This window comes from Hymenobacter qilianensis (assembly GCF_014489555.1).
Lineage (GTDB): Bacteria > Bacteroidota > Bacteroidia > Cytophagales > Hymenobacteraceae > Hymenobacter > Hymenobacter qilianensis.
Genome location: NZ_CP060784.1, coordinates 1,313,145 through 1,336,544, shown reverse-complemented (window position 1 = coordinate 1,336,544; position 23,400 = coordinate 1,313,145). Strand labels below are relative to the sequence as shown.

16 protein-coding genes and 3 pseudogenes are annotated in these 23,400 nt (G+C 55.2%); 18 read left to right on the top strand and 1 reads right to left on the bottom strand.

The features are described from left to right. Positions 1-839: 839 nt before the first annotated feature. The 3 genes from H9L05_RS06080 to H9L05_RS06070 all read left to right on the top strand — a co-directional run bounded on the left by H9L05_RS06080 (position 840) and on the right by H9L05_RS06070 (position 4,028). Positions 840-1,097 carry a hypothetical protein gene (locus tag H9L05_RS06080; protein ID WP_187733424.1) on the top strand — a complete coding sequence of 86 codons (258 nt, stop codon included), beginning with the start codon at positions 840-842 and terminating at the stop codon, positions 1,095-1,097. Positions 1,098-1,404: 307 nt separating this feature from the next. Next, positions 1,405-2,844 carry a VCBS repeat-containing protein gene (locus H9L05_RS06075; RefSeq protein ID WP_187733423.1) on the top strand — a complete coding sequence of 480 codons (1,440 nt, stop codon included), beginning with the start codon at positions 1,405-1,407 and terminating at the stop codon, positions 2,842-2,844. Beyond that, positions 2,841-4,028, top strand: a complete 1,188-nt coding sequence (locus H9L05_RS06070) for a VCBS repeat-containing protein (protein ID WP_187733422.1) — start codon at positions 2,841-2,843, stop codon at positions 4,026-4,028. The genes H9L05_RS06075 and H9L05_RS06070 overlap by 4 nt, the downstream gene beginning before the upstream one ends. A gap of 24 nt (positions 4,029-4,052) precedes the next feature. On the opposite strand, the gene H9L05_RS06065 is transcribed toward H9L05_RS06070, so the two are convergent. Continuing rightward, a complete protein-coding gene (locus H9L05_RS06065) occupies positions 4,053-5,231 on the bottom strand; it encodes a LacI family DNA-binding transcriptional regulator (RefSeq protein ID WP_187733421.1) in 1,179 nt (392 codons plus the stop codon). Between the two features lie 329 nt (positions 5,232-5,560). Here H9L05_RS06065 and uxuA point away from each other — a divergent pair, with 329 nt between their 5' ends. The 15 genes and pseudogenes from uxuA (at position 5,561) to H9L05_RS06015 (ending at position 23,394) form a co-directional block, all read left to right on the top strand. After that, entirely contained in the window at positions 5,561-6,817 is a 1,257-nt protein-coding gene (gene uxuA / locus H9L05_RS06060; RefSeq protein WP_223284762.1) for a mannonate dehydratase, read from the top strand. Positions 6,818-6,842: 25 nt separating this feature from the next. Beyond that, positions 6,843-7,283: an alpha-glucuronidase family glycosyl hydrolase gene (locus H9L05_RS25905; protein WP_317175126.1), complete on the top strand. Its 441-nt coding sequence runs from the start codon at positions 6,843-6,845 to the stop codon at positions 7,281-7,283. Between the two features lie 26 nt (positions 7,284-7,309). Next, positions 7,310-8,145 (top strand): annotated as a pseudogene (locus tag H9L05_RS26770) (alpha-glucuronidase); the annotation flags it as partial. Further along, positions 8,119-9,066 carry a hypothetical protein gene (locus tag H9L05_RS25895; protein WP_394368487.1) on the top strand — a complete coding sequence of 316 codons (948 nt, stop codon included), beginning with the start codon at positions 8,119-8,121 and terminating at the stop codon, positions 9,064-9,066. The pseudogene H9L05_RS26770 and the gene H9L05_RS25895, both read left to right, overlap by 27 nt. Continuing rightward, complete coding sequence (locus H9L05_RS06050; protein WP_187733420.1) at positions 8,970-9,782, top strand: SDR family NAD(P)-dependent oxidoreductase; 813 nt, start codon at positions 8,970-8,972, stop codon at positions 9,780-9,782. The genes H9L05_RS25895 and H9L05_RS06050 overlap by 97 nt, the downstream gene beginning before the upstream one ends. Before the next feature lie 55 nt (positions 9,783-9,837). Continuing rightward, positions 9,838-12,450, top strand: coding sequence for a SusC/RagA family TonB-linked outer membrane protein (locus H9L05_RS06045; protein ID WP_223284761.1), 2,613 nt, complete (start codon positions 9,838-9,840; stop codon positions 12,448-12,450). A gap of 103 nt (positions 12,451-12,553) precedes the next feature. Next, positions 12,554-12,976 (top strand): hypothetical protein, encoded by a 423-nt coding sequence (locus H9L05_RS23250; protein WP_223284760.1) that lies wholly within the window; start codon positions 12,554-12,556, stop codon positions 12,974-12,976. 165 nt (positions 12,977-13,141) lie between these two features. Continuing rightward, positions 13,142-14,230 (top strand): RagB/SusD family nutrient uptake outer membrane protein, encoded by a 1,089-nt coding sequence (locus tag H9L05_RS23245; RefSeq protein WP_262892643.1) that lies wholly within the window; start codon positions 13,142-13,144, stop codon positions 14,228-14,230. After that, positions 14,158-14,940 (top strand): RagB/SusD family nutrient uptake outer membrane protein, encoded by a 783-nt coding sequence (locus tag H9L05_RS23240; protein ID WP_223284758.1) that lies wholly within the window; start codon positions 14,158-14,160, stop codon positions 14,938-14,940. The genes H9L05_RS23245 and H9L05_RS23240 overlap by 73 nt, the downstream gene beginning before the upstream one ends. 353 nt (positions 14,941-15,293) lie before the next feature. Beyond that, entirely contained in the window at positions 15,294-16,820 is a 1,527-nt protein-coding gene (locus H9L05_RS06035) for a glycoside hydrolase family 43 protein (protein ID WP_317175124.1), read from the top strand. Beyond that, positions 16,730-16,969 (top strand): beta-xylosidase family glycoside hydrolase, encoded by a 240-nt coding sequence (locus H9L05_RS25890; protein WP_317175123.1) that lies wholly within the window; start codon positions 16,730-16,732, stop codon positions 16,967-16,969. The genes H9L05_RS06035 and H9L05_RS25890 overlap by 91 nt, the downstream gene beginning before the upstream one ends. 39 nt (positions 16,970-17,008) lie before the next feature. Beyond that, complete coding sequence (locus tag H9L05_RS06030; protein ID WP_187733419.1) at positions 17,009-18,319, top strand: glycosyl hydrolase family 8; 1,311 nt, start codon at positions 17,009-17,011, stop codon at positions 18,317-18,319. An 18-nt stretch (positions 18,320-18,337) separates the two neighbouring features. Continuing rightward, positions 18,338-19,938 (top strand): annotated as a pseudogene (locus tag H9L05_RS06025) (glycoside hydrolase family 43 protein). 131 nt (positions 19,939-20,069) lie between these two features. After that, positions 20,070-21,413: a family 43 glycosylhydrolase gene (locus H9L05_RS06020; protein ID WP_187733418.1), complete on the top strand. Its 1,344-nt coding sequence runs from the start codon at positions 20,070-20,072 to the stop codon at positions 21,411-21,413. 53 nt (positions 21,414-21,466) lie between these two features. After that, a pseudogene (locus tag H9L05_RS06015) lies at positions 21,467-23,394 on the top strand (alpha/beta hydrolase-fold protein). Positions 23,395-23,400: the final 6 nt, after the last annotated feature.

Sequence of the window (23,400 nt, the reverse complement as noted above, 5' to 3'; positions counted from 1 at the left end):
ATGTCGAGTACAGACGCGCTGATGAGAGTCTGTTAAGTATTTCTACTTATAACAACGAAATATCGGGCCAAAGTCATTAGCGCAGGGGTTTATCCTTGAGCTCACGAGTTCAGATTTTCTAATCTGCTTGCTGCCGCAATGCTCTCAAACCGTGCAGCTTGGAACGACTGCGGTACTCAAAGCCATGAAGCATTAAAGTATCGTGAGGTAGCTGCGCAGTAGTTTGAGTTGTACAAAAGCTGCGACAAATACGCAGCCCAAGATTCAAGGTAAATCACACACAGAATTAGCCTGTAAGGCCTAGCCGACACTTTTATCTCCGCCGTATAACCTCATGAGTGCTGCTCGAAGCGGCCCCGGTTTTTCTCCCACCAGAACCAACTCATGCAGGTATACCACGAAATTCTGCCGCGTACGTATCGACTTGTCTTGGTACAAGACCTAGAGCGGGAACCTGCGCTGCCGCTCTTGCAGGAGGCACTCCGACGAGCGGCTCGCAGCGGAAAACGCCTGGTTTGGATTGATTGCCGCTTGCCTCGGCTGGATATGGCAACATTGCGCCTGCTTGCGCACTACCGGAAGCGACTGCGAGCCATGGGGATACGGTTTCGCATTAAGCATGCTCCAGCTACCAATGTGCCATCCTAAGCCATAGAAGCAGAGTTTTCGGGTAGGACGCCTCATAAACAGCCACGGGAAAGCAGATGGCTGAGATCCTGTCCTAATCTCCTGCTACTTAAAAACAGGTAACAGCAGTTTTTGGCGGCTTCAAAAGGTCCCAGTTCACACCTGCTGTCTGCGCTTAGGTGAGCACCTAGTATAATTTTTAACTGCAGATTATGCCCCTTCATCCCGAATTAGAAAAGAAGCTTAACAAGACGTTTGAGCCCTCCACCAGCATCCACGATGTGTTCAAAGATTATGATATCACCTTTGTGACCAACCAGCACGGTGAACCCGTGACGTTATTTTTTGGTAAGCGCCGACCTGACGGCCTCATTGCCGGTGAGCGCTACACGCGCACAATCAAGCGGGAAGGTGATGGTATGACGGTAAAATCCAGCCACTGGGACTTACGCGGCAAGATTATGCGCTAAGAAATATGTAGGCTTAGTCACAAATTTTCTTGCTTGCTTTCAAACGCGAGAACGTTTACATGTATATTTAGTAAAGATCTTCTAACGCTCCTTCCGGCTTGTGCCAGATTGAATGTTGGACAAAGGGGCCCGCGCACCCCACTAGCTTGCGCCACCTCCATACCCCTGCTTTTACAGGTTATTGGTGTCTTATCTAATGTTAAGTGTCTATGAGCCAATTGTTCTACTCTAATTTTTATGTTACGCATTTCCTCGTTTTTGAGGCACTGTATCTGTGCTGTCGGCTTTTTTGTAGTGGCCACTGTTAGTGGGGGCTTTTTTATTTGAATTTTATCGCCACCAGCCGGACGCTTGCTACTCAGGCTGCTGGTCCCGCTGGGGGCTTTTTTCCAGCCAGGAAGCATCTGCCAAGCCTAGTGCGGGTGGGCTGGCTAACGGACCCGCCGCCGGACTTGCTCAAAGTGCAGTTTCGCGGGCTGCTCCGGCTACCGACGAACTTGCGGCCGTGCTGGCTGATGTGCAGCGCCGCGCCTACTTTCTGTATCAATCCAGTGAGCACTCAGCTGCCACTATCGCCGATAATCCTGATCAGGGGCTAATTTCTACCCTGGGCGCTGCGGCCTATACCGTGGCCGTTTCCGCCGACCGCGCCAAGGCTTCCCGGGCGTGGCAGCTAAGCTTAAAGCTGCGCGGCATCGGGCGAGGCGATAAGCTGAAGTTTTTGCCGGAAGACACTTCCACCGGTACCACCTGCCAGGAAAATAAGGCGGCATATGCCCACGGCGCAGCCTTCGCCGTCGATTATGAGAACTCGCCGGCAGGGTTGCGTCAGAACTATACCTTGTTTCAGCGGCCGGCTGGCCGGTCCGGTCCGGTGCAGGTGCAGTTGGCTCTGCATACCAATCTGCAAGTAGCAGGGCACGCGGATGGGCAGGCATTGAGCTTGCGTGAGGCCGGCAAAGAAGTGCTTCGCTATGCGGGCCTACGCGCCTGGGACGCAACCGGGCGGGTACTAGCGTCGCGAATGCAGCTCAGCGCCGATGAAAAAACAGTAGCGCTGGTCGTGGATGATGCGCGCGCCACCTATCCGCTCGTTATTGATCCGCTTATCACTACCCCCATCACCATTGCTGAGCCTGGCCCGAAGAAGCGAACCACCTTCGGCCATCGCATAGCGGGAGCCGGCGATGTAAACGGAGATGGCTACGACGATGTACTCATTGCTGCCAGCGACACTGCTAACAATTCAGGTGTTATATACAAAAGCCGGGCGTACCTCTATTATGGCAGCAAAAACGGATTGGTTACTGCCAATCCTACGGTCTTAGTTGCCCCTGCAAATACGCGCGCCTTTGGTCAGAATATGGCGGGAGCAGGAGATATTGATAACGATGGGTACGACGATGTATTGATAAGCGCTGAAAGCATCAGTAGTGGGTCAAGACGGGTATACTTCTACCGAGGCTCCGGCACTGGCCTTGTCACCGAAGATCCTACCTTGCTGGCTTCCCCCGGTAGCAATAGCGGCGATTATTTTGGTAACAGTGTGGCGGGCGTCGGCGATATCGATGGCGACAGCTACAACGATGTAATGGTTGGCGCTTTTGGTAATAATAACTACCAAGGGCGAGCTTACTTGTATCGGGGTACTAGCTTAGGAATAAACACTACTCCTGTCATCATCGCCAACCCAGTCAACACAGGTGAAGATTGGTTTGGCGTCAGCGTAGCAGGGCTGGCGATGTGAACAAGGATGGCTATGCTGATGTGGTGATTGGGGCTCAGGGCGCCAATAATAATCGGGGGCGTGCTTACGTGTACCACGGCTCTAACGCTGGACTAGTCACCCCACCCACCATACTAAATGAGCCTCATGGGGTGAGGCTCAGCCAGTTTGGTGTAAGTGTATGTGGAGTAGGAGACGTAAATGGAGACGGCTATTCCGATATTTTGGTAGGAATCATAGCCGGTCTGGGTGGCACCCCGAACCGTGCTTACTTCTATAACGGTGGCCCTGCCGGAATCAACACGACCCATGTAACGCTCGATGACCCCATGGCAAAGCCGGGGAGCTTTTTTGGGCTGGACATTGCCAGCGCTGGGGATGTGGATAAGGATGGGTATGCTGATGTACTGATTGGAGCCTATGGTTCTGATGGGAATAAGGGCAGAGCGTATCTCTATCATGGGTCCAGTTCTGGGCTGTATACCACGAGCCCCATCATATTGAAGACACCGGAAAGCACAACGACTGCCTTTCTATTTGGGAGTGTAGTAGCCGGGGTCGGGGACATCGATGGGGATGGGGACGACGATATAATGATCGGCGACCCATACGCAAACAACCGGCAAGGCCAGGTCTATCTTTACCAGGGTTCCAGTGTTGTCCCCTTACCAGTTGAGCTAGTAAGCTTTACGGCCGTAGCCAGCGGCTCCTCTACGGTGAGTTTAACCTGGACTACGGCCTCAGAAAAGGACAACGCCAGCTTTACGGTGGAGCGCAGCACTGGGGGGCAAATTTTTGCCGCCATCGCCAAGCTGAATGGCGCTGGCACGAGCACTGCCTCGCACCGCTATACTTTCCGCGATGACAACCTGCCGCCCGGAGCGGCGGTGCTCTATTACCGCCTCCGCCAAACCGACCTCGACGGCACGGTGAATTATTCGCCTGTGCGGGCCCTAAAACGACCCAAAGTTGTACCTGGCTTCGACGTGTATCCTACCGTGGTTGTGGCCGGGCGGGCGTACTACCGCTATACCGGGCCAACTGTTGCGGCCACCCTCAGTATAGTTAACCAAAGCGGCCAGGTGGTTCGCACGCAGACGGTAAAAGACGCGGCAGAGGGCGACTTGGCTCTGGCTGGCTTACCGGGGGCATTTATGTGGTGCGCTACCACACCCCCGACGGCCATTTCCAGAGCCGATGCGTGATACAGTAGACGAGAGCCGGCAGGTTTAAATCTCCAGCTTAAAATAATTTCCCTTGCCCTTCAAAGATGACTGCCGGATCACCAGGTCGCCGGAGATGACGAAGGTGCGGGGCTGGAAGTTCTCCTTCATCCGCATTTGCTCGAGAAAGAGCCGCGCCGCCTGCTGCCCGATACGATAAGGGTGTAGATCAACGGTCGTCAGGCCGGGCTCTATCATCGAAGCCATAAACTCGTCGCCGAACCCTACCACCGCCATATCGTCTGGCACCCGCAGGCCGCGCTTTTTGAGGGCGACCAGCAAATCAAACGCATTGGTGTAGTTAATAGCAAAAATGGCGTCGGGAGGCTCGGGTAGAGCCAGCCACGCGTCTAAGGCTGCTACGGCTTCCTCGGGCTGAAACTCTATGTGCACCTCGTACTCCGGGCGCAGGGGCATTTGGTTGCGTTTGAGGGCATGCTGGTAGCCCGCTAAACGATTACGGCTGATCAGCAAAGACTCAGGCCCCGCCAGGATTGCAATACGTTGCGCGCCCTGCTCAATCAGGTGTTCGGTCACGTTGAAAGCGCCATTCCAGTCATCCAGAATCACTTTGGCGCTGTCCACCTCGTTGCTCACCCGATCAAAATGCACCACCGGAATTCCGCGGCAGGCCAGCGGCTTCACGTGGTCGAAGTTCTGGGTTTCGCGGGAGTGGCAAATCAGCAGCCCGTCTACGCGGCTGGCGATAAGTGCCTGTACATTGCTGACTTCTACATCATACGACTCCTTCGACTGACAGATCATGACGCGGTAGCCCGCCTCCGTCACTACCTGCTGAATACCACTGATAGCCGTAGCGAAAAATGGTCGCTCAATGTCAGGAATAACAACGCCAATGGTCTTGGTTTCGCTGCTTTTAAGGCTCTGAGCCAGCAAATTAGGCTGATAGTCCAGTTGCCGGGCCACGTCAATAATTGCCTGCCGGGTATTTGAGTTGATGTCGGAGTGGCCATTGAGCGCCCGCGACACCGTGGAGGGCGCTACGCCCAACACTTTTGCCACGTCGCTGATCGTGGTTTGGTGCCGTTTGCGCTCCGGCGCCGGAAGAGCCTTATTATCCGTGAAGTGATAGTCGCAGGCTTTGCAGAAGAACCGTTGGCGGCCCCGAATGAAGCCTGCCCGCATCACCGCATCGGCGGAGGTGCACTTTGTGCATTTCATCATAATATGAATAGTATTATTTCTAAATGCCTAAGCGGTAGTGGAAAAGCACTAAGAAATATCCTCCTTGATTATTCGAAGATAATCTAAAATTATTTTTTGTATAGATGAGTTTTAAGAATACCTATCGAAACCGTTTCCGGTAACGTTTCCGGTATTTTTATTTAGAAATCAGCCAGTTAGGCCATGTTTTTTTTTGCTTTCGGTTCCAATTGTTATTCTATCTTCGAGAGCAAGTTACTCTAAATAGCTTGTTGCGGCTTTTTCGGCAAAGCCTCCGATACAAACCGTAGAGCTTAAAGTTAATTGGACTTTTATAATACAAAGCGCCTATGTTGCACACCATGCGCTGGTTCGGACCCCATGATCCGGTTTCTCTTCACTCACTCCGCCAGGCCGGATGTAGCGGCGTAGTTACGGCCCTGCACCAGCTGCCCGTGGGAGCGGTGTGGCCAATGGAAGAAATTCGGGCGCGCCAGCAGCTGATTGAGACTGATGATGGCCAGTATTCGGCCTTGCATTGGGCAGTAGTAGAAAGCCTGCCCGTGCACGAGGACATCAAGAAAGGCTTGCCTACGCGGACTCAGTACATAGAGAACTATAAGGAGTCGTTGCGCAATCTGGCTGCTTGTGGCATTCAGACGGTGTGCTACAACTTCATGCCAGTGCTGGACTGGTCGCGTACCAACCTGAACTATCAGATGCCCGACGGCTCGCGGGCGCTACGCTTTGTGTGGCAGGATTTCGCCGTTTTCGACCTGTGCATTTTGAAGCGTCCCGGTGCCGAAAACGATTACGACTCAACAGTGGCAGCCGCGGCCCGCACTCAGTTTGAAGCTATGTCGCCGGCCGAGCTGCAAACGTTATCGGATACGGTGCTGCTTGGGTTGCCCGGCTCGGAGGAAGCTTTTCAGCTAACCCAATTTCAAGGTTTGTTGGATCAGTACGCCAATATCGGCGCCGCTGAGCTACGCGAAAACCTGTATTACTTTCTGCGGGCAGTAGGCCCAACGGCTGAAGAAGTAGGGGTTAATCTGTGCATTCACCCCGACGATCCGCCGTTTCCGCTCATGGGTTTGCCGCGCGTGGTAAGCACCGAAGCCGACCTCACTGGCTTGCTGCAGGCGTATGATTCGCCCGCCAATGGCCTGACCTTCTGCACGGGCTCGCTGGGCGTTCGGCCCGATAACGACCTGGCCGGCATGGCCCGCCGATTTGCCCCCCGCATTCACTTTATCCACCTCCGGGCCACCAAGCGCGAAGAAAACCCGCGCAACTTCCACGAGGCCGATCATCTCACTGGCGACGTGGATATGTACGCGGTGGTGAAGGAGCTGGTGCGCGAGGAGCTGCGCCGCGCCCGCACGGGCGAAGGCAACGCAAGCATTCCTATGCGCCCCGACCACGGCCACCAGATGCTCGACGACTTGGAAAAACGCACTTATCCCGGCTACTCGGCCATTGGCCGCCTGCGCGGACTAGCCGAGCTGCGCGGACTGGAGCTGGGTATTCGCCGGAGCATGCAGGAAACCGAAAAAAGCCCCCCAATCCACACCAACGCCGATTCTCTCGCTTCCCACTTCAATTAATTCTTTTCAATTGCCCTTCCCACCTATGGTATTTCGCTTTCTCCTCCTGCTTGTAGTTCTATGCGTTGGCTCCCTTCAACAGGGCCTTGCCGACGATGGCTACCGCTTGTGGCTGAAGTACGACCAGCTGCCAGATGCGCGCTTACGCAAGGCCTGGCAGGCGCAGGCCAAGGGCATTACAGTAGAAAATGGAGCCTCGCCTACTTTACAAACGGCCGCCCACGAGCTGCAACTCGGGCTGCAAGGTTTGTTGGGCCGCCCGGTGTCGGTGGGAGCATCGGGCGGTAAGGGGCGAATCCGCTTGCAAGTAGCCGCCGACCCCACGCTGGGCAAGGAAGGCTACAAAATATCGGAGCAAAATGGCGGACTAGTCGTAACTGGCCCCACCGACGCGGCCGTACTCTACGGCTGTTTCGCCCTGCTTCGCCACGTGCAAACCGGGCAAATGCCCCCACGGCGGCCCTGACCAGTCAGCCGCGCGTTCAGTACCGCATGCTTAATCATTGGGACAACCCCAATGGTACCGTGGAGCGCGGCTACGCGGGTTCTTCCATCTGGAAATGGCTAGAGCTGCCCGAGGTCATTGACCCTCGCTACAAGGACTATGCCCGCGCCAATGCTTCTATTGGCATCAATGGCATCGTAGTCAACAACGTGAATGCCAGCGCCCGCTACCTCACGCCCGAGTACTTGCGGAAGGTGGCGGCCGTGGCCGATGTCATGCGGCCCTACGGCATCCGGGTGTATCTGTCGGTGATGTGGGCGGCTCCCAAGCTCATTGGGGGCTTTCTACCTCCGATCCGCTTGACCCCAAAGTGCGGCAGTGGTGGAAGGCCCGCACGGATGAAATCTACAAGACCATTCCCGACTTCGGTGGCTTTCTGGTAAAAGCCAACTCCGAAGGCGAGCCCGGCCCCCAGGACTACGGCCGCAACCACGCCGACGGCGCCAACATGCTTGCCGAGTCATTGGGCCAGCACGACGGCATCGTAATGTGGCGCGCCTTCGTGTACAAAGCCAACTCCAAAGGCGACCGGTTTAAGGAAGCGTACGAGGAGTTTAAGCCGCTCGACGGCAAATTTGCCCCGAAGGTGCTGGTGCAGGTGAAAAACGGCCCGATTGACTTCCAATCGCGCGAGCCGTTTCACCCGCTGTTTGGCGCCATGCCCCGCACCCCGCTCGTGCTGGAAGTGCAGCTTACCCAGGAGTATCTGGGCTTTGCTACTCACCTCGTGTACCTGGGCCCGCTTATCAAAGAATGCCTGGAGTCGGACACGTATTCCCAAGGCAAAGGCTCGACGGTGGCCAAAGTGATTGATGGCACCCTGGAAAAGCACAGCATCAGCGGCATTGCCGGCGTGGCCAACATCGGCTCCGACCGCAACTGGACCGGCCACCCCGTAGGCCAGGCCAACTGGTACGCTTTCGGGCGGCTGGCTTGGGACCACACACTGAAGTCGGATGCCGTTGCCGAGGAATGGACCAAGATGACGCTCACCCGCGAGCCTCAGGCCGTGAATACCATTGCGCAGGTGCTCAATCAGTCGCGCAACATCTATGTGCGCTACACCACGCCACTGGGTTTGCACCACATTATGGGTCAAAGCATCCACTACGGCCCCGAGCCCTGGCTGGAGAAAAGCGCCCGCCCCGACTGGACCTCCGTGTATTACCACAAAGCCGACTCCATTGGTCTGGGCTTCGACCGCACTGCCAAAGGCTCCAATGCCCTCAGCTTGTATTCCCCCCAGGTGCGCCAGCTTTGGGGCAATCCGGCCACTTGCCCCCCCGACTATCTGCTTTGGTTTCACCACGTTCCCTGGGGGCAGCGGCTAAGTACCGGCAACACTCTGTGGGATGAACTGACCACCCGCTACTACTCTGGGGCCGACTCCGTGCTCTGGATGCAGCAGCAGTGGGAGCAGGTAAAGCCCAAGGTCGACCCCGAGCAGCACACCGATATAGCCTCCCGCCTGCGCATTCAGCACCGCGAGGCCCTATGGTGGCGCGATGCCTGCGTGCTCTACTTCCAGACCTACGCAAAGCGACCGATTCCGCCTTCGCTAACGCCCCCACGCGCCCCTTGGCCGAAATCAAAGAACTGGTCGACATCTATCAACTGCGCTAATTATCCCGCATCATTCTTTCTGACATGGCACACACCGAGCACCTTGTTTCACCGCATACCCAGCCTAGCGGGCAGCAGCAGTCCAACCCGTTTTCCCTGGAAGGAAAGCTGGCGCTGGTGACGGGTGGCGGCACCGGCATCGGGCTGGAAATAGCGCGCTGCATGACCGTTGCGGGCGCTACCGTCATCATTACCGGCCGCCGTGAGGCCGTGCTGCAGGAGGCTGTTGCTGAGCTTGGCGAAGCTGCTCATTACCTCACCAATGATGTCAATGAGCTAGACACGTTGGAAGACTTGGTAGCTCAAATTGAAGCTACCTATGGCCCGCTGGACATTCTGGTAAACAATGCCGGGATAAACATGAAAAAGCCTGCCCTCGAAGTCACGGATGAAGACTTCAACCGCATTATCCACACCAACCTGAACGCTGTGTTTGCCCTCACCCGGGCCTGTGCCAAGCGCATGGTAGAGCGCCAGAGAGGAGTGATTATCATGATTTCGTCTATGGCGGCCTACTATGGTATCGACCGGGTAGTGGCTTATGCTGCTTCCAAGTCGGCAGTAGAAGGCATGGTAAAGGTGTTAGCCTCAGAGTTATCCAAGCACAACGTGCGCGTGAATGCAATTGCCCCCGGCTTCATTGAAACCGAGATGAGCCGCACCGCCATGAACAGCGACCCCGACCGCCGCGACCGGGCCATGCGCCGCACGCCCATGGGCAAGTTCGGACAGCCCTCCGATATCGGCCATGCAGCTGTGTTTATGGCTTCTGAGGCAGCACGTTATATCACCGGTGCTTCCCTCCCCGTGGATGGAGGCAATTCCATTGGCTTCTAGGAGCTGGTTCCACTAGAAATTAAGCTTACTCTCACACCTCAAACATCCCACTTCCATGCATTTATCATTACGAAAAACGGTCTTCGGGCTGAGCTGGCCGCTAGCGGTGGCCACCAGCCTACCCCTAGTCGGGGCCATGCTCGTCCCTGTGCAGGTACAAGCCCAAGCAACTCAAACTATTTCCGGTCGTGTAGTGGCGGCCGATGGTACCGGGTTGCCCGGTGTAAACGTAGTGGTGAAAGGGTCCAGTACTGGTTCCGCAACCGACGCAGATGGCCGGTTTACGGTAGCAGCAGCACCAGGATCTACTTTGGTATTTTCATTTGTAGGCTATACGGCTAAGGAGGTACCCGTCGGCAACCAGTCCACGCTTGATGTAACACTAGCCGAGGATACGAAGCAGTTGAACGAGGTAGTGGTGGTTGGTTACGGCGTGCAGAGAGCAGAAGCGGTAACGGGTTCAGTTGCCTCTATCAGTGGAGAGTCCTTGCGCGAAGTGCCAACGGCTAACATCTCGCAGGCCCTGCAAGGCCGGTTGCCGGGGGTACAAATTGCCCAAACCTCCTCCCAGCCGGGCGCAACCACGCAGATTCGGATACGCGGTACTCGCTCCCTTACGGCCAGCAATGACCCGTTGATTGTATTGGACGGGATTCCTTTCCCGGGTTCCATCGGCGACATCAACCCCAACGATATCCAGAGCGTCGACATCCTGAAAGATGCCTCGGCCACGGCCATCTACGGGTCGCGGGGAGCCAATGGCGTGGTCTTGGTAACCACCAAAGGGGGCAAAAAAGGGCAAAAGGCCCAACTGACATATGATGGATTTGTGGGCGCGAAAACCCTTTTTGCCCCATACCCCATGATGAACGGGCCAGAGTTTGCGGCGCTCCGCAAAGCAACGGGCTTGTACAATAATGGGCAGCCCTTGTATACTAACACCCTAGACGAATCTGATGACGTCGATACCGACTGGCAGAAGCTGTTGTACCGAACCGGCATTCAATCCAACCATAACATAGGGCTTACCGGTGGTACGGAGAACGGGCGGTACAATTTCAACGCGGGTTACTATCAAGAAGAAGGCGTAATTCCTACTCAGGAGTACACCCGTTATTCTGTCCGTGGCTCTCTTGACCAAGGCGTTGGTAGATATGTCCGCTTGGGCTTCACTACCAACAATACCTATAGCTTAACGGAAGGCTCTAACGTAGGGGTGTATGGGGCCTTGACTTCATCACCACTCGCCAGTCCGTACAATGAGGATGGGACGCTGAGAAGAACCATCAGAATGCCCTTGGATGAGCAGTGGGTAGGTACCAAGGATGTGATAGAAGCCAATAAAGACAGATGGCTGAGTGAATCGAGAAACTTTGCCAGCTACAACTCTCTCTTCGGTGAATTCAGTATGCCAGGAGTCGATGGGTTGAAATACCGCATCAACCTGGGTGTAAACTATCGGCAGGGCCAGGGGGGCAGCTATACGGGACCGGGCATCAACGCGGTTCTCGCTACTAATCCTTCTACGGCATCCACCAGTAACTCGCTTACCACGGACTACACCGTTGAAAACATCCTGACCTACGATCGCACCTTTGGCGAGAAGCATAATATCAATGCGTTAGCCTTGTATTCTGCCTCCAGCAATATTTTCAATCGGTCGCAGATTAATGCCCGGGATATTCCTGCCGACGCCTTTCAGTTCTATAATCTGGGCCTGGCGGCCGGCGAAATCATAGTAAACCCCAACGACCAGCAGTATGTAAAATACGGGCTCTTGTCCTACATGGGACGTGTGATGTACTCCTACGATGACCGGTACCTGCTATCCGCTACGGTCCGTTCGGACGGCTCCTCCCGGCTGGCTGAAGGAAAAAAATGGAACACGTACCCGGCGGTGTCGGTCGGCTGGAACATCGCCAAAGAATCGTTCATGCAGAGTGTTTCAGCCGTAAACATGTTGAAACTGCGGGTTGGCTACGGTGTAACGTCAAACCAGGCCGTTAACCCTTATTCTACCCTAGGCCGCCTGGCCACCCGACCCTACAATTTTGGCCTTAGCCCTACCGGCTACCAGACGGGCTTGTTTGTGAGTGAGGCACCCAACCCTAACCTGGGATGGGAATTTTCTAAAACCTGGAATTACGCGTTGGATTTTGCAGTCCTGAAAAATCGTCTTTCGGGTACCGTGGAGTACTATGTCACCAACACCGAAGACCTTCTGCTGGGGTTGCCCTTGCCTTCCACCTCCGGTGTGGGTAGCTACACGGCCAACATTGGCTCCACTCAAAACAAAGGCATAGAGTTTTCTTTGAACGGGTTGATCTTGGACAATCCTGACGGCTTGACGTGGGAAGCGGGCTTCAACGTGTATGCCAACCGCAACAAGATTACGTCGCTGGCAGGAAATTCACCCCGGGATGAAGCAAACTGGTGGTTTGTGGGCAAACCGATCAACGTAGTCTTTGATTACGAAAGAATAGGGCTGTGGCAAGAAGAGGACCCCTACAGAGCCATTCTGGAGCCATCTGCTAACCCTAATGCCACAATTGGTATGATTAAGGTGAAATACACCGGTACGTACAACGCTGATGGTACCCCCACCCGCCCCATTGGCACCCAAGACCGTCAGATTCTGGATGTAAACCCCAACTTTGAGGGGGGGTGAACACCCGGGTAGCGTACAAAGGCTTTGACCTGTCCCTCGTAGGGCCTTCCAAAACGGCGGCCTGCTCAATAGTACAATTTACGGTTCGTCGGGCTACCTCAACTTGCTGAATGGTCGTCGCGGGAACGTAAAAGTGGATTACTGGACGCCGGAAAACACGGATGCCAAATATCCCCGGCCAGGTGCCCTCGCGAGCGGCGACAACCCAAAGTACGGCTCTACGCTTGGCTATTTCGATGCCTCTTACCTGAAGATCCGCACCATCTCGCTCGGCTATAATTTCGACAATATGGAGTGGTTGAAGAGTGCCGGCGTTAGCCGACTGCGGCTGTACGCGACGGCACAAAACCCCTTCGTGCTGTTCTCGCCCTACCACAAAGAATCAGGCATGGACCCGGAGACTAACTCGTTTGGCGACCAAAACGCGGCCGTACCCCTGTCCGGCAACCTGCGCCGCATTCTGACGCTGGGCACCAACGCCCCGGCAACCCGCGCCTTCATCGCCGGACTCAACCTTACCTTTTAAGAAAAGATCAACATGAAGACCTTTAACATAAAATTCTTTATTGGAGCGGCATTCATCTCTATGTCTGCCGCTGGGTGCACGGATCTTTTGGAAGAAGAACCCCGAGCCATTTACACGCCCGGCTACTTTCAAACCGAAAGGGGCGTTAGCGGTGGATTAACCTCTATGTACGCTCACTTGCGCTACATCTACGGAAACGCGTACTACTATAATGCTACGCTGACCGGAACCGATGAGGCAACCTACGGCCGGGATGCCGATGAGAACTTTCTGGCCATGGACCTCTCCGGCCGAGCGGCGCTCAACGCCAATAACAGCCGGGCCGATGCGTTGTGGGGAGCTGCTTTTCCTAATATCAACACCGCCAGTGGTATTATTAAGAGTGCCAGCGCCGTCGGTACCATTTCGCCGGCGTTGATTGCTGAGGCGAGATTCTTCCGCGCCTTCGATTACTTCATGCTGGTCCAAACGTTTGGCGGGGTACCCCTGGACTTGGGTTCGGGAGAGTTGGAGTTCAACACCAGTGCTATCAGAACCTCGGTTCGCAATACGGTGCCCGAGGTCTATACCAAAGCCGTTTTTCCTGACTTACTGATAGCCGTCAACGACTTGCCGGCGAATCCACGGGTAGTAGGGGGCGCAACTAAAACGCTTGCCCGCCTTTATCTGGCCAAAGCGTACCTGACCTATGCCTGGTGGCTGGAAAACCCGAACAACATTCCCACCTATCCGGCGGCGCCAAGAACCGATCCTGACGGTCATGACGCCCGCTGGTATTATCAGCAGGCCTACGATGTCGCCACGGCCGGTATCGACAGCCCGGGGCCGTTCCGCCTGCAGCCCACGTACTACGATGTGCACGTAGGCACGAATGACCGCAATTCGGAAATGCTGATGTTCGCGGACCACACCGAATCCAGCGAGTTATACAATGGCGGCAGCATCACCTTTGGTAGTGGTGGTTCCCCTGACAACTTTGCCGGCTGGATGATGACGTGGAACTATACCAACATCCGAAGCTACACCAATGCGAATGGCACAGGGGGCGTAAATTCGGTGCAGCGGGAAGCCGCTCAGGCATTGGGCCGTCCTTGGAACCGGATGGCTCCGACCATTGGGCCATCGAAAACACGTTTGCCGACAAAACCAACGATTCCCGCTACGATGGGACGTTTACCACGGTGTACCGTGGCAACTGGCCCAAGGCAGGCGTCACTAACGCCACCTTGTACAACGCCAACAACCTGCCAGTAACCCCAGGTAGTGCCATCCTGACTTTTCTGGATACAGAACCTGCTACTGCTATTACGTACCCCACCGGCACTGGCGCGAGCAATGTAGGAGCAGGCACACTACCCGGCAGAGCCGATTATGTGATTTCGCCGCGCGGGATAAGCCGGATTGTTTATCCCGGTCTCTGGAAGCTCGGCCCTTACCGTACCGACAACGGTACGGGCTTAGGACAGCCGAATGCCGGCAGCACGCGGCCGTTCAACGTGGCCAAGTTCTCGGAACTATACTTCGTAGCGGCCGAAGCCGCCGTAAAAGGAGCCACTACCAAATCTGGTAAGAGCGCCCGGGAATTGATTAATGTCATTCGTGCCCGGGCCGGTAAGTGGCGTTTCGACAACAACGGTAACATGGCCAAAGTGCAGGATAACAGCGCTGCGATGGTTGCGGCCACTCCGACCACGATAGACATCAACTACATCCTGGCAGAACGTTCGCGCGAATACTATGCTGAAGGTTACCGTTGGTTTGACTTGGTGCGCACGCAAAAATGGAATGAGTTAGCTTCTACCTACCGTATTGGGGGCACTAACTACGGAGACCATACCCCTCTAACCGTTACGCGCACCATCCAACCTTATCACTATCTGCGTCCTATACCGCAGTTCCAGCTTGAGCGTTTGGACGTATCACCAGATGTAAAAGCTACTTATCAAAACCCGGAATATCAATAGCCTGATAAAAAAGGGTTAAAAAAGACTGGCTGCTCAACACGGGTAGCCAGTTTTTTTACCCCTTTTTTCTTTGATGCTTTTTTGCACAGCAAGTAAAGCGAATGCCATTTTACGCAAGTGACTATCACCTCACCAATTCAGTATAAGTACATGCCCAGTTGGTGACTGGGGGCAAATTTTACCTGAATGAACAATAGCGGATCCTAGCACTCACCTGCAAACTAAGCCTAAAGCTGGACGGAGAATGAAGCCAACTTCTACTAATTCTGGCCGGCATTATTTACATCTGAAAATTCAATTTGGTTGATAAACTTTTCGCCTAGTCAACTAAATTAAATACCTGATAAAATAGCATGAAAATCAAAGCGCTTCTCTTCACCTGCACCCTCTTTTTGCTGCATAATGTAGCTGTTTTTGCACAATCGATTGAGTTGGTTAATCCCATCATGACGGGCTTTTACCCCGACCCCAGCGTCATCCGGGTGGGTACGGATTACTACTTGGTTAACTCCACCTTTTCTTATTTCCCAGGCATTCCGGTCATGCACAGCAAGGACCTGAAGAACTGGAAGCAGATAGGAAATGTCATCAGCCGGCCCTCACAGATGACCTTCATGGGCGACCGCATGACGCGCGGGTTGTTTGCTCCGGCCATCGAGCACCACAACGGCACTTTTTACGTCACCTGCACGCTGATTGACCACAAGGGCAACTTTGTGGTGACGGCTAAAAATCCCGCCGGGCCGTGGAGCGACCCAATCTTTTTGCCCGAGGTGAAGGGCATTGACCCCTCACTATTTTTTGAGGGCGACAAAGCCTACGTCATCTACAACAGCGACCCGCCGAACAATGTATCACTCTACTCCGGCCACCGCACCATCAAGATTATCGAGCTGGACCCGGTGAAGCTGCAAACCGTAGGCGAGGCCAAGATCCTTGTCAATGGCGGCGTCGATCTGAGTAAGAAGCCGGTGTGGATTGAAGGACCGCACATTATGAAGCGCAACGACTGGTACTACCTGTACGCGGCCGAAGGCGGCACGTCGGTAAATCATACGGAGGTGGTATTCCGCAGTAAGTCGCCATTGGGGCCCTATGTGCCCTACGAAAACAACCCAATTCTCTCGCAGCGGGAATTGCCTAAAGACCGCAAAGACCCTATCACGTCGGCCGGCCACGCGCAGTTTGTAGACGGACCCGATGGGCAGACCTACGCTATTTTTTTGGCTGTGCGGCCCTACGAAGGCAACCATTACAATACGGGCCGCGAGACGTTTATCGTACCCGTTATCTGGAAAGACGAGTGGCCCGTTATGAACCCCGGCCCCGACGGGGTGCAGTATTCGTACATGGCGAAGTTTCCGGAAGTGAAGCAGCCCGGCGCGCTGCCGCAGAGCGGAAATTTCGCTTATACGCTCACCTTCGACAAGCAGCTCGACCCGGCGCTCCTGTTTATGCGCACCGTGGACAGCACCAATTTTTCCTTGAGCAAAGCCAAGGGACTTACGCTTAAACTCAAGCCGGAAACCTGCGCGGAACTGGGCAATCCGGCCTTTATCGGCAGGCGACAGCAGCACCTGTATGGCAGCACCGAAACCGAGCTGACCTTCTCGGCTAAGGCGGAAAATGAAACGGCTGGCCTGGTAGTCTTTCAGGACGAAAAGCACTTCTACTACCTCTGCAAATCGGTGGAAAAGGGGAAGCCAGTGGTGCAGCTGCTCAAGAGTACCGATGACCCAAAGAACATGGAGCTGCTGGCGAAGGCTCCTCTGAAATCGGCGGGGGCAAAATGCTGCTGCGCATCAATGCCGAGGGGGACACCTACAGCTTCCGGTTTTCGGAGAATGGCAAAGCCTGGACCCTGCTCAAAGACAAGGTAGACGCACGCTTCCTGAGCACGCAAACTGCGGGGGGCTTTATTGGCTGTCTGTTCGGTATGTACGGCACCTCGGCCGGGCAGCCTACTACCAATGCGGCTTCCTTTAAGTGGCTGAAATACGAAGGAAACGACCCGGTATACAAGAAGTAAGGCGCGCTACAAACGAAGTCACGGCTATATAATCAGGCGATGAACGCACTCCTCCAACTTCTTAAAAGCAGCAAGGGTCACTGTCTGCTGCTGTGCCTGCTGTACGTGGGCCTGGGTAGCAACGCCGAAGCGCAGCGACTGCCAAAACAGAAGCAGGCACAGCCAAATCGGAAAGCGGCTTTTTACACCGGCCAGTACCCCAACCTGTTCCGGGAAGCGGGCTATAAGCAGGCCGACATCGATAAGAAGGTAGCCCAAACCTACCAGGCGCTATTCGAAGGTCCCAACCGGATCTACTTCGAAGTGGGCGATTCGATGGCCTACGTATCCGACCTGAAAAACCATGATGTACGGACGGAGGGAGTTTCGTACGGGATGATGATAGCCGTGCAGCTAAATAAGAAGGAGGAGTTTGACCGCATTTGGCGCTGGTCGAAGAAATACCTGCAACATCAGGAAGGCCCCTTAAAAGGGTATTTCGCCTGGAGTCTCAATCCGGCCACCATGAAGCGGAATTCCGAAGGGCCGGCTTCCGATGGCGAACTGTATTTCGTTACCAGCCTGCTGTTTGCCTCCAACCGCTGGGGCAATACGACGGGCATCAACTACTACCAGGAAGCCCGCAACATTCTGGATGCTATGTGGAAAAAGGACGGCACCGGCGACGTGTATAACCTGATCAACACCGAGCATAAGCAAATCAGCTTTGTGCCCGTCGGCGACATGTATAACTGGACTGACCCTTCCTACCACGTACCGGCCTTCATGGAAATATGGGCCGAGTATGCCAAGGACGGGCACGAGGCGTTTTACCGGGCCTGCGCTGATACGTCGCGGGCGTTTCTGCACCGCGCCTGCGACCCCGTAACCGGCCTCAATTACGATTACACTGAGTTTAGCGGCAAGCCCCACGCCACCAAGTGGGCGCCGCCCGCCTTCCGCTACGATTCGTGGCGGGTGCCGATGAATATTGCCATGGACTACGTGTGGTTTGGCAAGGATAAAGCCTGGCAGGAGCAGTACGCCCAGCGTTTTCAGGGGTTTCTGCGCAGTAAGGGCATCAACACCTTCGAGGATCAGTTCAACGTGGACGGCTCGCGGCCGGAGTTTATTCTGCAAGCCGGCAACGTCAAGAAGCTGCGGCACTCGCTGGGGCTGGTGTCTACCGCCGCCTCGGCTTCTCTGATAAAGCAGGACAAGCAGCTCGATTTTGTGCACGCCCTTTGGAACGCCAAGCTGGAGCCCTATGAAGACGGCTACTTCGATCCTTATTACGACGGTATTCTGTATTTATTCAGCTTAATGCATTTAAGCGGGAAATATCAAGCTATAAAACCGCAGCAGCGCTAAAAAAAAATACTCAGGCTTATGTATTATTTTTCTGTTGGGGGCTTTTTTAATAAAATCGGTTTATTCTGCGGAATAATTTTCGCGTCGATTTTTATTTCGCCGCTGTTTGCGCAAACAAAGCAGGCGCAAAATCCGGTGATTCACGCCGATGTGCCGGATATAGCAATAATTCGCGTGGGGGGCAATTATTACATGAGCAGCACCACCATGCACATGAGTCCGGGCGTGCCGATTATGAAATCCACGGATTTAATTAATTGGAAGCTAATAGGCTATGCCTACGACACGCTGGTGTCGAATGACGCCATGAACCTGACCAACGGTAAAAGCACTTACGGCCGGGGCTCCTGGGCCAGCAGTCTGCGCTTTCACAATGGCACGTACTACGTTAGCACCTTCGCCCAAACCTCCGGCAAAACGCACATTTACTCCACTCGTGACATCGAAAAAGGCCCCTGGAAAGCTGTGTCGTTCCGGCCCAGCTACCACGACCATTCCTTATTTTTTGATGACGACGGCCGCGTGTACCTGGTGTATGGCGCTGGCAAGTTGCGTCTGGTAGAGCTGACGGCCGACGCTTCCGGCGTGAAGCCCGGCACGACAGAGCAAGTCCTGATCGAAAACGCGAGTGCGCCGGCCGGCCCCAACATCAACCTGCCGGCGGAAGGCTCTCAGCTGTTCAAAGTGAAAGGTAAATATTACCTCTTCAACATTGTATGGCCAAAGGATGGCATGCGCACGGTGGTAATTCATCGGGCCGATAAGATAACCGGACCCTACGAGGGCCGGGTGGCACTCCAGGATTTGGGCGTAGCCCAGGGCGGCCTTATCGATACGCCCGATGGCCAGTGGTACTCGTACTTATTCCGCGATTTTGGGGCCGTGGGCCGCATTCCCTATTTGGTGCCTGTAACATGGGCCGACGGCTGGCCCGTGTTGGGTACGGCCGGAAAAGCCCCCAGACGCTGGCTTTGCCCCCTAGCAAAGGACTCATTCCCGGCATTGTCGCCTCAGACGAATTTGACCGCCGGCCAGGCGCGCCGGCTTTGCCGCTGGTGTGGCAGTGGAACCACAACCCCGACAACGCGCTCTGGTCGCTCACCGACCGCCAAGGCTACCTGCGCCTGAAAACCGGCCGCGTGGATTCCTCCTTCCTGCTGGCCCGCAATACGCTCACCCAGCGTACCATCGGGCCGGTATGTTCCGGAACTACGGCCCTGGATATTTCGCAGCTGAAGGACGGTGATTTTGCTGGCCTGGCTTTATTGCAGAAGCGCTACGGGCTGGTAGGAGTAGAGCGCACAAAAGACGCAAAAGCCATCGTGATGATAAGCGCGGAGTCGGAAAAGCCGGTGGAAATGCAGCGCATTCCGCTGACGCAGAACAAGGTTTATTTTAAAACCGAGTGTGATTTTACGGACCGTAAAGACGTGGCTACTTTTTTCTACAGCCTAGACGGCAAATCGTGGAAAAAAATTGGCGCGCCGCTTAAAATGGCTTACACGCTGCCGCATTTTATGGGATACCGGTTCGGGTTATTTAATTATGCCACAAAAAATACGGGTGGTTATGCTGACTTTGATTATTTCCGAATTACAGAGCAGATCAGTAAAGAATAAAAGAACGTCATGCAGAGCGGCAGCGAAGCATCTCGTGTGCTGACGTTGCCAAGCTATACAACTAAACACGCGAGATGCTTCGGCTCCGCCTCTGCATGACAATACGCACGCATTTCAATAAAAAGTCTCAAATGATAAAACATAAACTGTGGTATCTGCTGACTGCATTTGTCTTTTTTAGCATAACTGCCGGCGCCCAAAACCCATTTATCACCAATCAATTTACGGCTGACCCCACGGCGCGCGTATTTAATGGCCGGGTGTACGTGTATCCGTCGCACGATATTCCCTGCGGGCCAGGCCGCGGGCGCATCGGCTGGTTTTGCATGGAGGATTACCACGTGTTTTCGTCCGCCAATCTCACCGACTGGACCGACCACGGCGTCATCGTCACCCAAAACAAGGTGCCCTGGGTGAAGCCCGACAGCTACAGCATGTGGGCGCCGGACTGCATCTACCGCAACGGCAAGTACTATTTCTACTTCCCAACCACGCCCAAAGACACTACGGTCATCAAAGGCTTCACTATCGGTGTCGCCGTGGCCGACAAGCCAACGGGTCCGTTTGTGCCGCAGCCGCTACCCATCAAGGGCGTGCGCGGCATCGACCCTAATGTGCTTATTGACAAGGACGGACAGGCATATCTGTACTGGTCGCAGGGAGAGATATACGGGGCCAAGCTCAAGGAAAACATGCTGGAACTGGCTTCCGAACCCAAAACCCTAGGCGAGCTGCCGACCAAGGGCCTCAAGGAAGGGCCGTACGTATTTGAGCGCAAGGGCACGTATTACCTCACGTATCCGCACGTGGAGAACAAGACCGAGCGCCTCGAATATGCCACCAGCACCAGCCCGCTGGGGCCGTTCAAGGTGCAGGGCGTGATTATGGACGAGTCGCCCACCGGCTGCTGGACCAATCATCATTCGCTGCTGGAGTTCAAGAACCAGTGGTATCTGTTCTATCACCACAACGATTTGTCACCCAACTTCGACAAAAACCGCTCGGTCAGAATCGACAGCTTATCCTTCGCGCCCGATGGTTCCATTCGGAAAGTGCAGCCGACCCTGCGCGGCGTGGGCCTGACCGATGCCAAGCAGAAAATCCAGCTGGACCGCTACAGCCGACTCAGCAATAGCGGCGCTTCGATTGCTTTTCTGGACACAGCCAATACGTTCAAAGGCTGGAAAACCGTGCTTACCAACAGCCAGGCGTGGGTACAATACAACGAGGTAGCGTTTGGCAAACAGGCGCTCAAAACGGTAACGATGCGTGCGACAGCGGGCGCCGGTGCAACGGTGCAAATCAGAACAGCTGGAGCTGCCGGGCCAGTGCTGGCCCAAGTAGTGGTGCCGAAGGGCGGGCAGTGGCAGGAAGTGAAAGCGCCCTTGTCAGCTTTCAAGCCCGGTACGCATACGCTGGTGGTTTCGTCCAAAACGAATACGCCTGTAGAGATTGACTGGGTGAGATTCGAGTAAGCAGCAAAAAAAGCCCCCCACACCTTCCACCTGACAGATTTGCCCCCCGAGCTATGAGAAACCTGTTTTCTGTCATCCTGGGTGTTGTCCTGCTAAGCGCAGGCGGCGCTTTTGCCCAACCGACGGTGAAGGAAGCGCCCAAGGGCTTCGACCAGCCTACTGCGGGCGTTGCCAATGGCCGCCTGGACAGCATCACCTACACCTCCAAAACCGTGGGCACGGTGCGCAAGGCTCTGGTGTATACGCCGCCGGGGTTTTCTAAAAGGAAAAAATACCCGGTGCTCTACCTGTTGCACGGCATCGGCGGCGATGAAAAAGAATGGCTCAAGGGCGGGCGCCCGCAGGTGATTCTGGATAATCTGTACGCGGCGGGCAAGCTCAAGCCCATGCTGGTGGTGATGCCCAACGGCCGGGCCATGAAAGACGACCGGCCCGTGGGCAATGTCTTCAGCCCCGAGAAAGTAGCCGCGTTTGCCAACTTCGAGCAAGACCTGCTGACCGACATCATCCCTTATATTGAAAAGAAGTACCCGGTGCTCACCAATCGCGAGAACCGGGCCGTGGCCGGGCTGTCGATGGGCGGGGGACAGTCGCTGAACTTCGGGCTGGGCAACTTGGATAAGTTTGCCTGGGTGGGGGCTTTTCTTCGGCCCCGAATACTAAAATGCCTGAGGAGCTGGTACCCGACCCGGCGAAAGCCAAAAAGCAACTCAAGCTGCTCTGGATTTCGTGCGGCGACCAGGACGGCCTGCTGCCCATCAGCCAGCGCACCCACGACTACCTGTACGAGCACAGCGTGCCCCACGTGTACTACCTAGAAGCAGGCGGGCACGACTTTAAGGTCTGGAAAAACGGTCTGTACATGTTCGCGCAGTTTCTGTTCAAGCCCGTCGATACGGCGGTACTGCCTACTTACACCGTGCTGGGCGCGCCCGCTGCTACCAACGTGCGCAACGCCAAGTATCCGCAGATTTTGCCCGATAATCGCGCCGTATTTCGCCTCAAAGCCCCCGGTGTGCAGCAAGCACAGCTGGACTTGGGCCGCAAATACGACATGGTGAAAGACAGCAGCGGCACCTGGACCGTCACGACCGATACGCTGAGCCGGGGCCTGCACTACTATTCCCTGGTGCTCGATGGCCTGCCCGTGGCCGACCCCACCAGCGACACCTTCTACGGCATGGGCCGCATGGCCAGCGGCATCGAGATTCCCGGCCGCGGCACCAGTTTCTACGCGCTAAAAGACGTGCCCCACGGCGAGGTGCGGATGAAGCGGTTTTATTCCAAGGTCACCAATTCGTGGCGGCAGTTTTACGTGTATACGCCGCCGGGCTACGAGGCCAATACTGCCACCAAGTACCCGGTGCTTTACCTGCTGCACGGGGGCGGTGAAGACGAAACCGGTTGGGCCAAGCAAGGCAAAGCGGATTTGATTCTGGACAACCTGATTGCCGAGAAAAAGGCCAAGCCCATGCTCGTGGTGATGCTGGACGGCAATATGGGCGGCCCTGGCGGCTTGGCCAGCTTCAACGAGAATACGCTGAAGCGCTTTGAAGACGAGCTAAAGCAAACCGTAATGCCGGTGGTGGAAAGCAATTATCGGGTAACGGCCGGGGCCCAGAACCGGGCGCTGGCAGGTTTATCCATGGGTGGCTTGCAAACGCTCTACGCCGGCATCAGGAACACGGATATGTTTGCTCACTTGGGGGTGTTCAGCTCGGGCTTTTTTGCCAATAATACGGCCTTGTCTGACCCGCAGTATGCTTTTATGAAAGCGAATGCCGGCACCATCAATACCAACCTTAAGCAGCTGTGGCTCTCGATGGGCGGGCCGGCCGACATTGCTTACGCCAACAACAAAGCCATGCGGGCCAAAATGGATGAGCTGGGCATCAAGTACGTGTACAGTGAATATCCCGGCGGCCACACCTGGCCCGTCTGGCGGCACGACTTGTATCTGTTTGCTCAGAAGCTGTTTTAAGGGAAG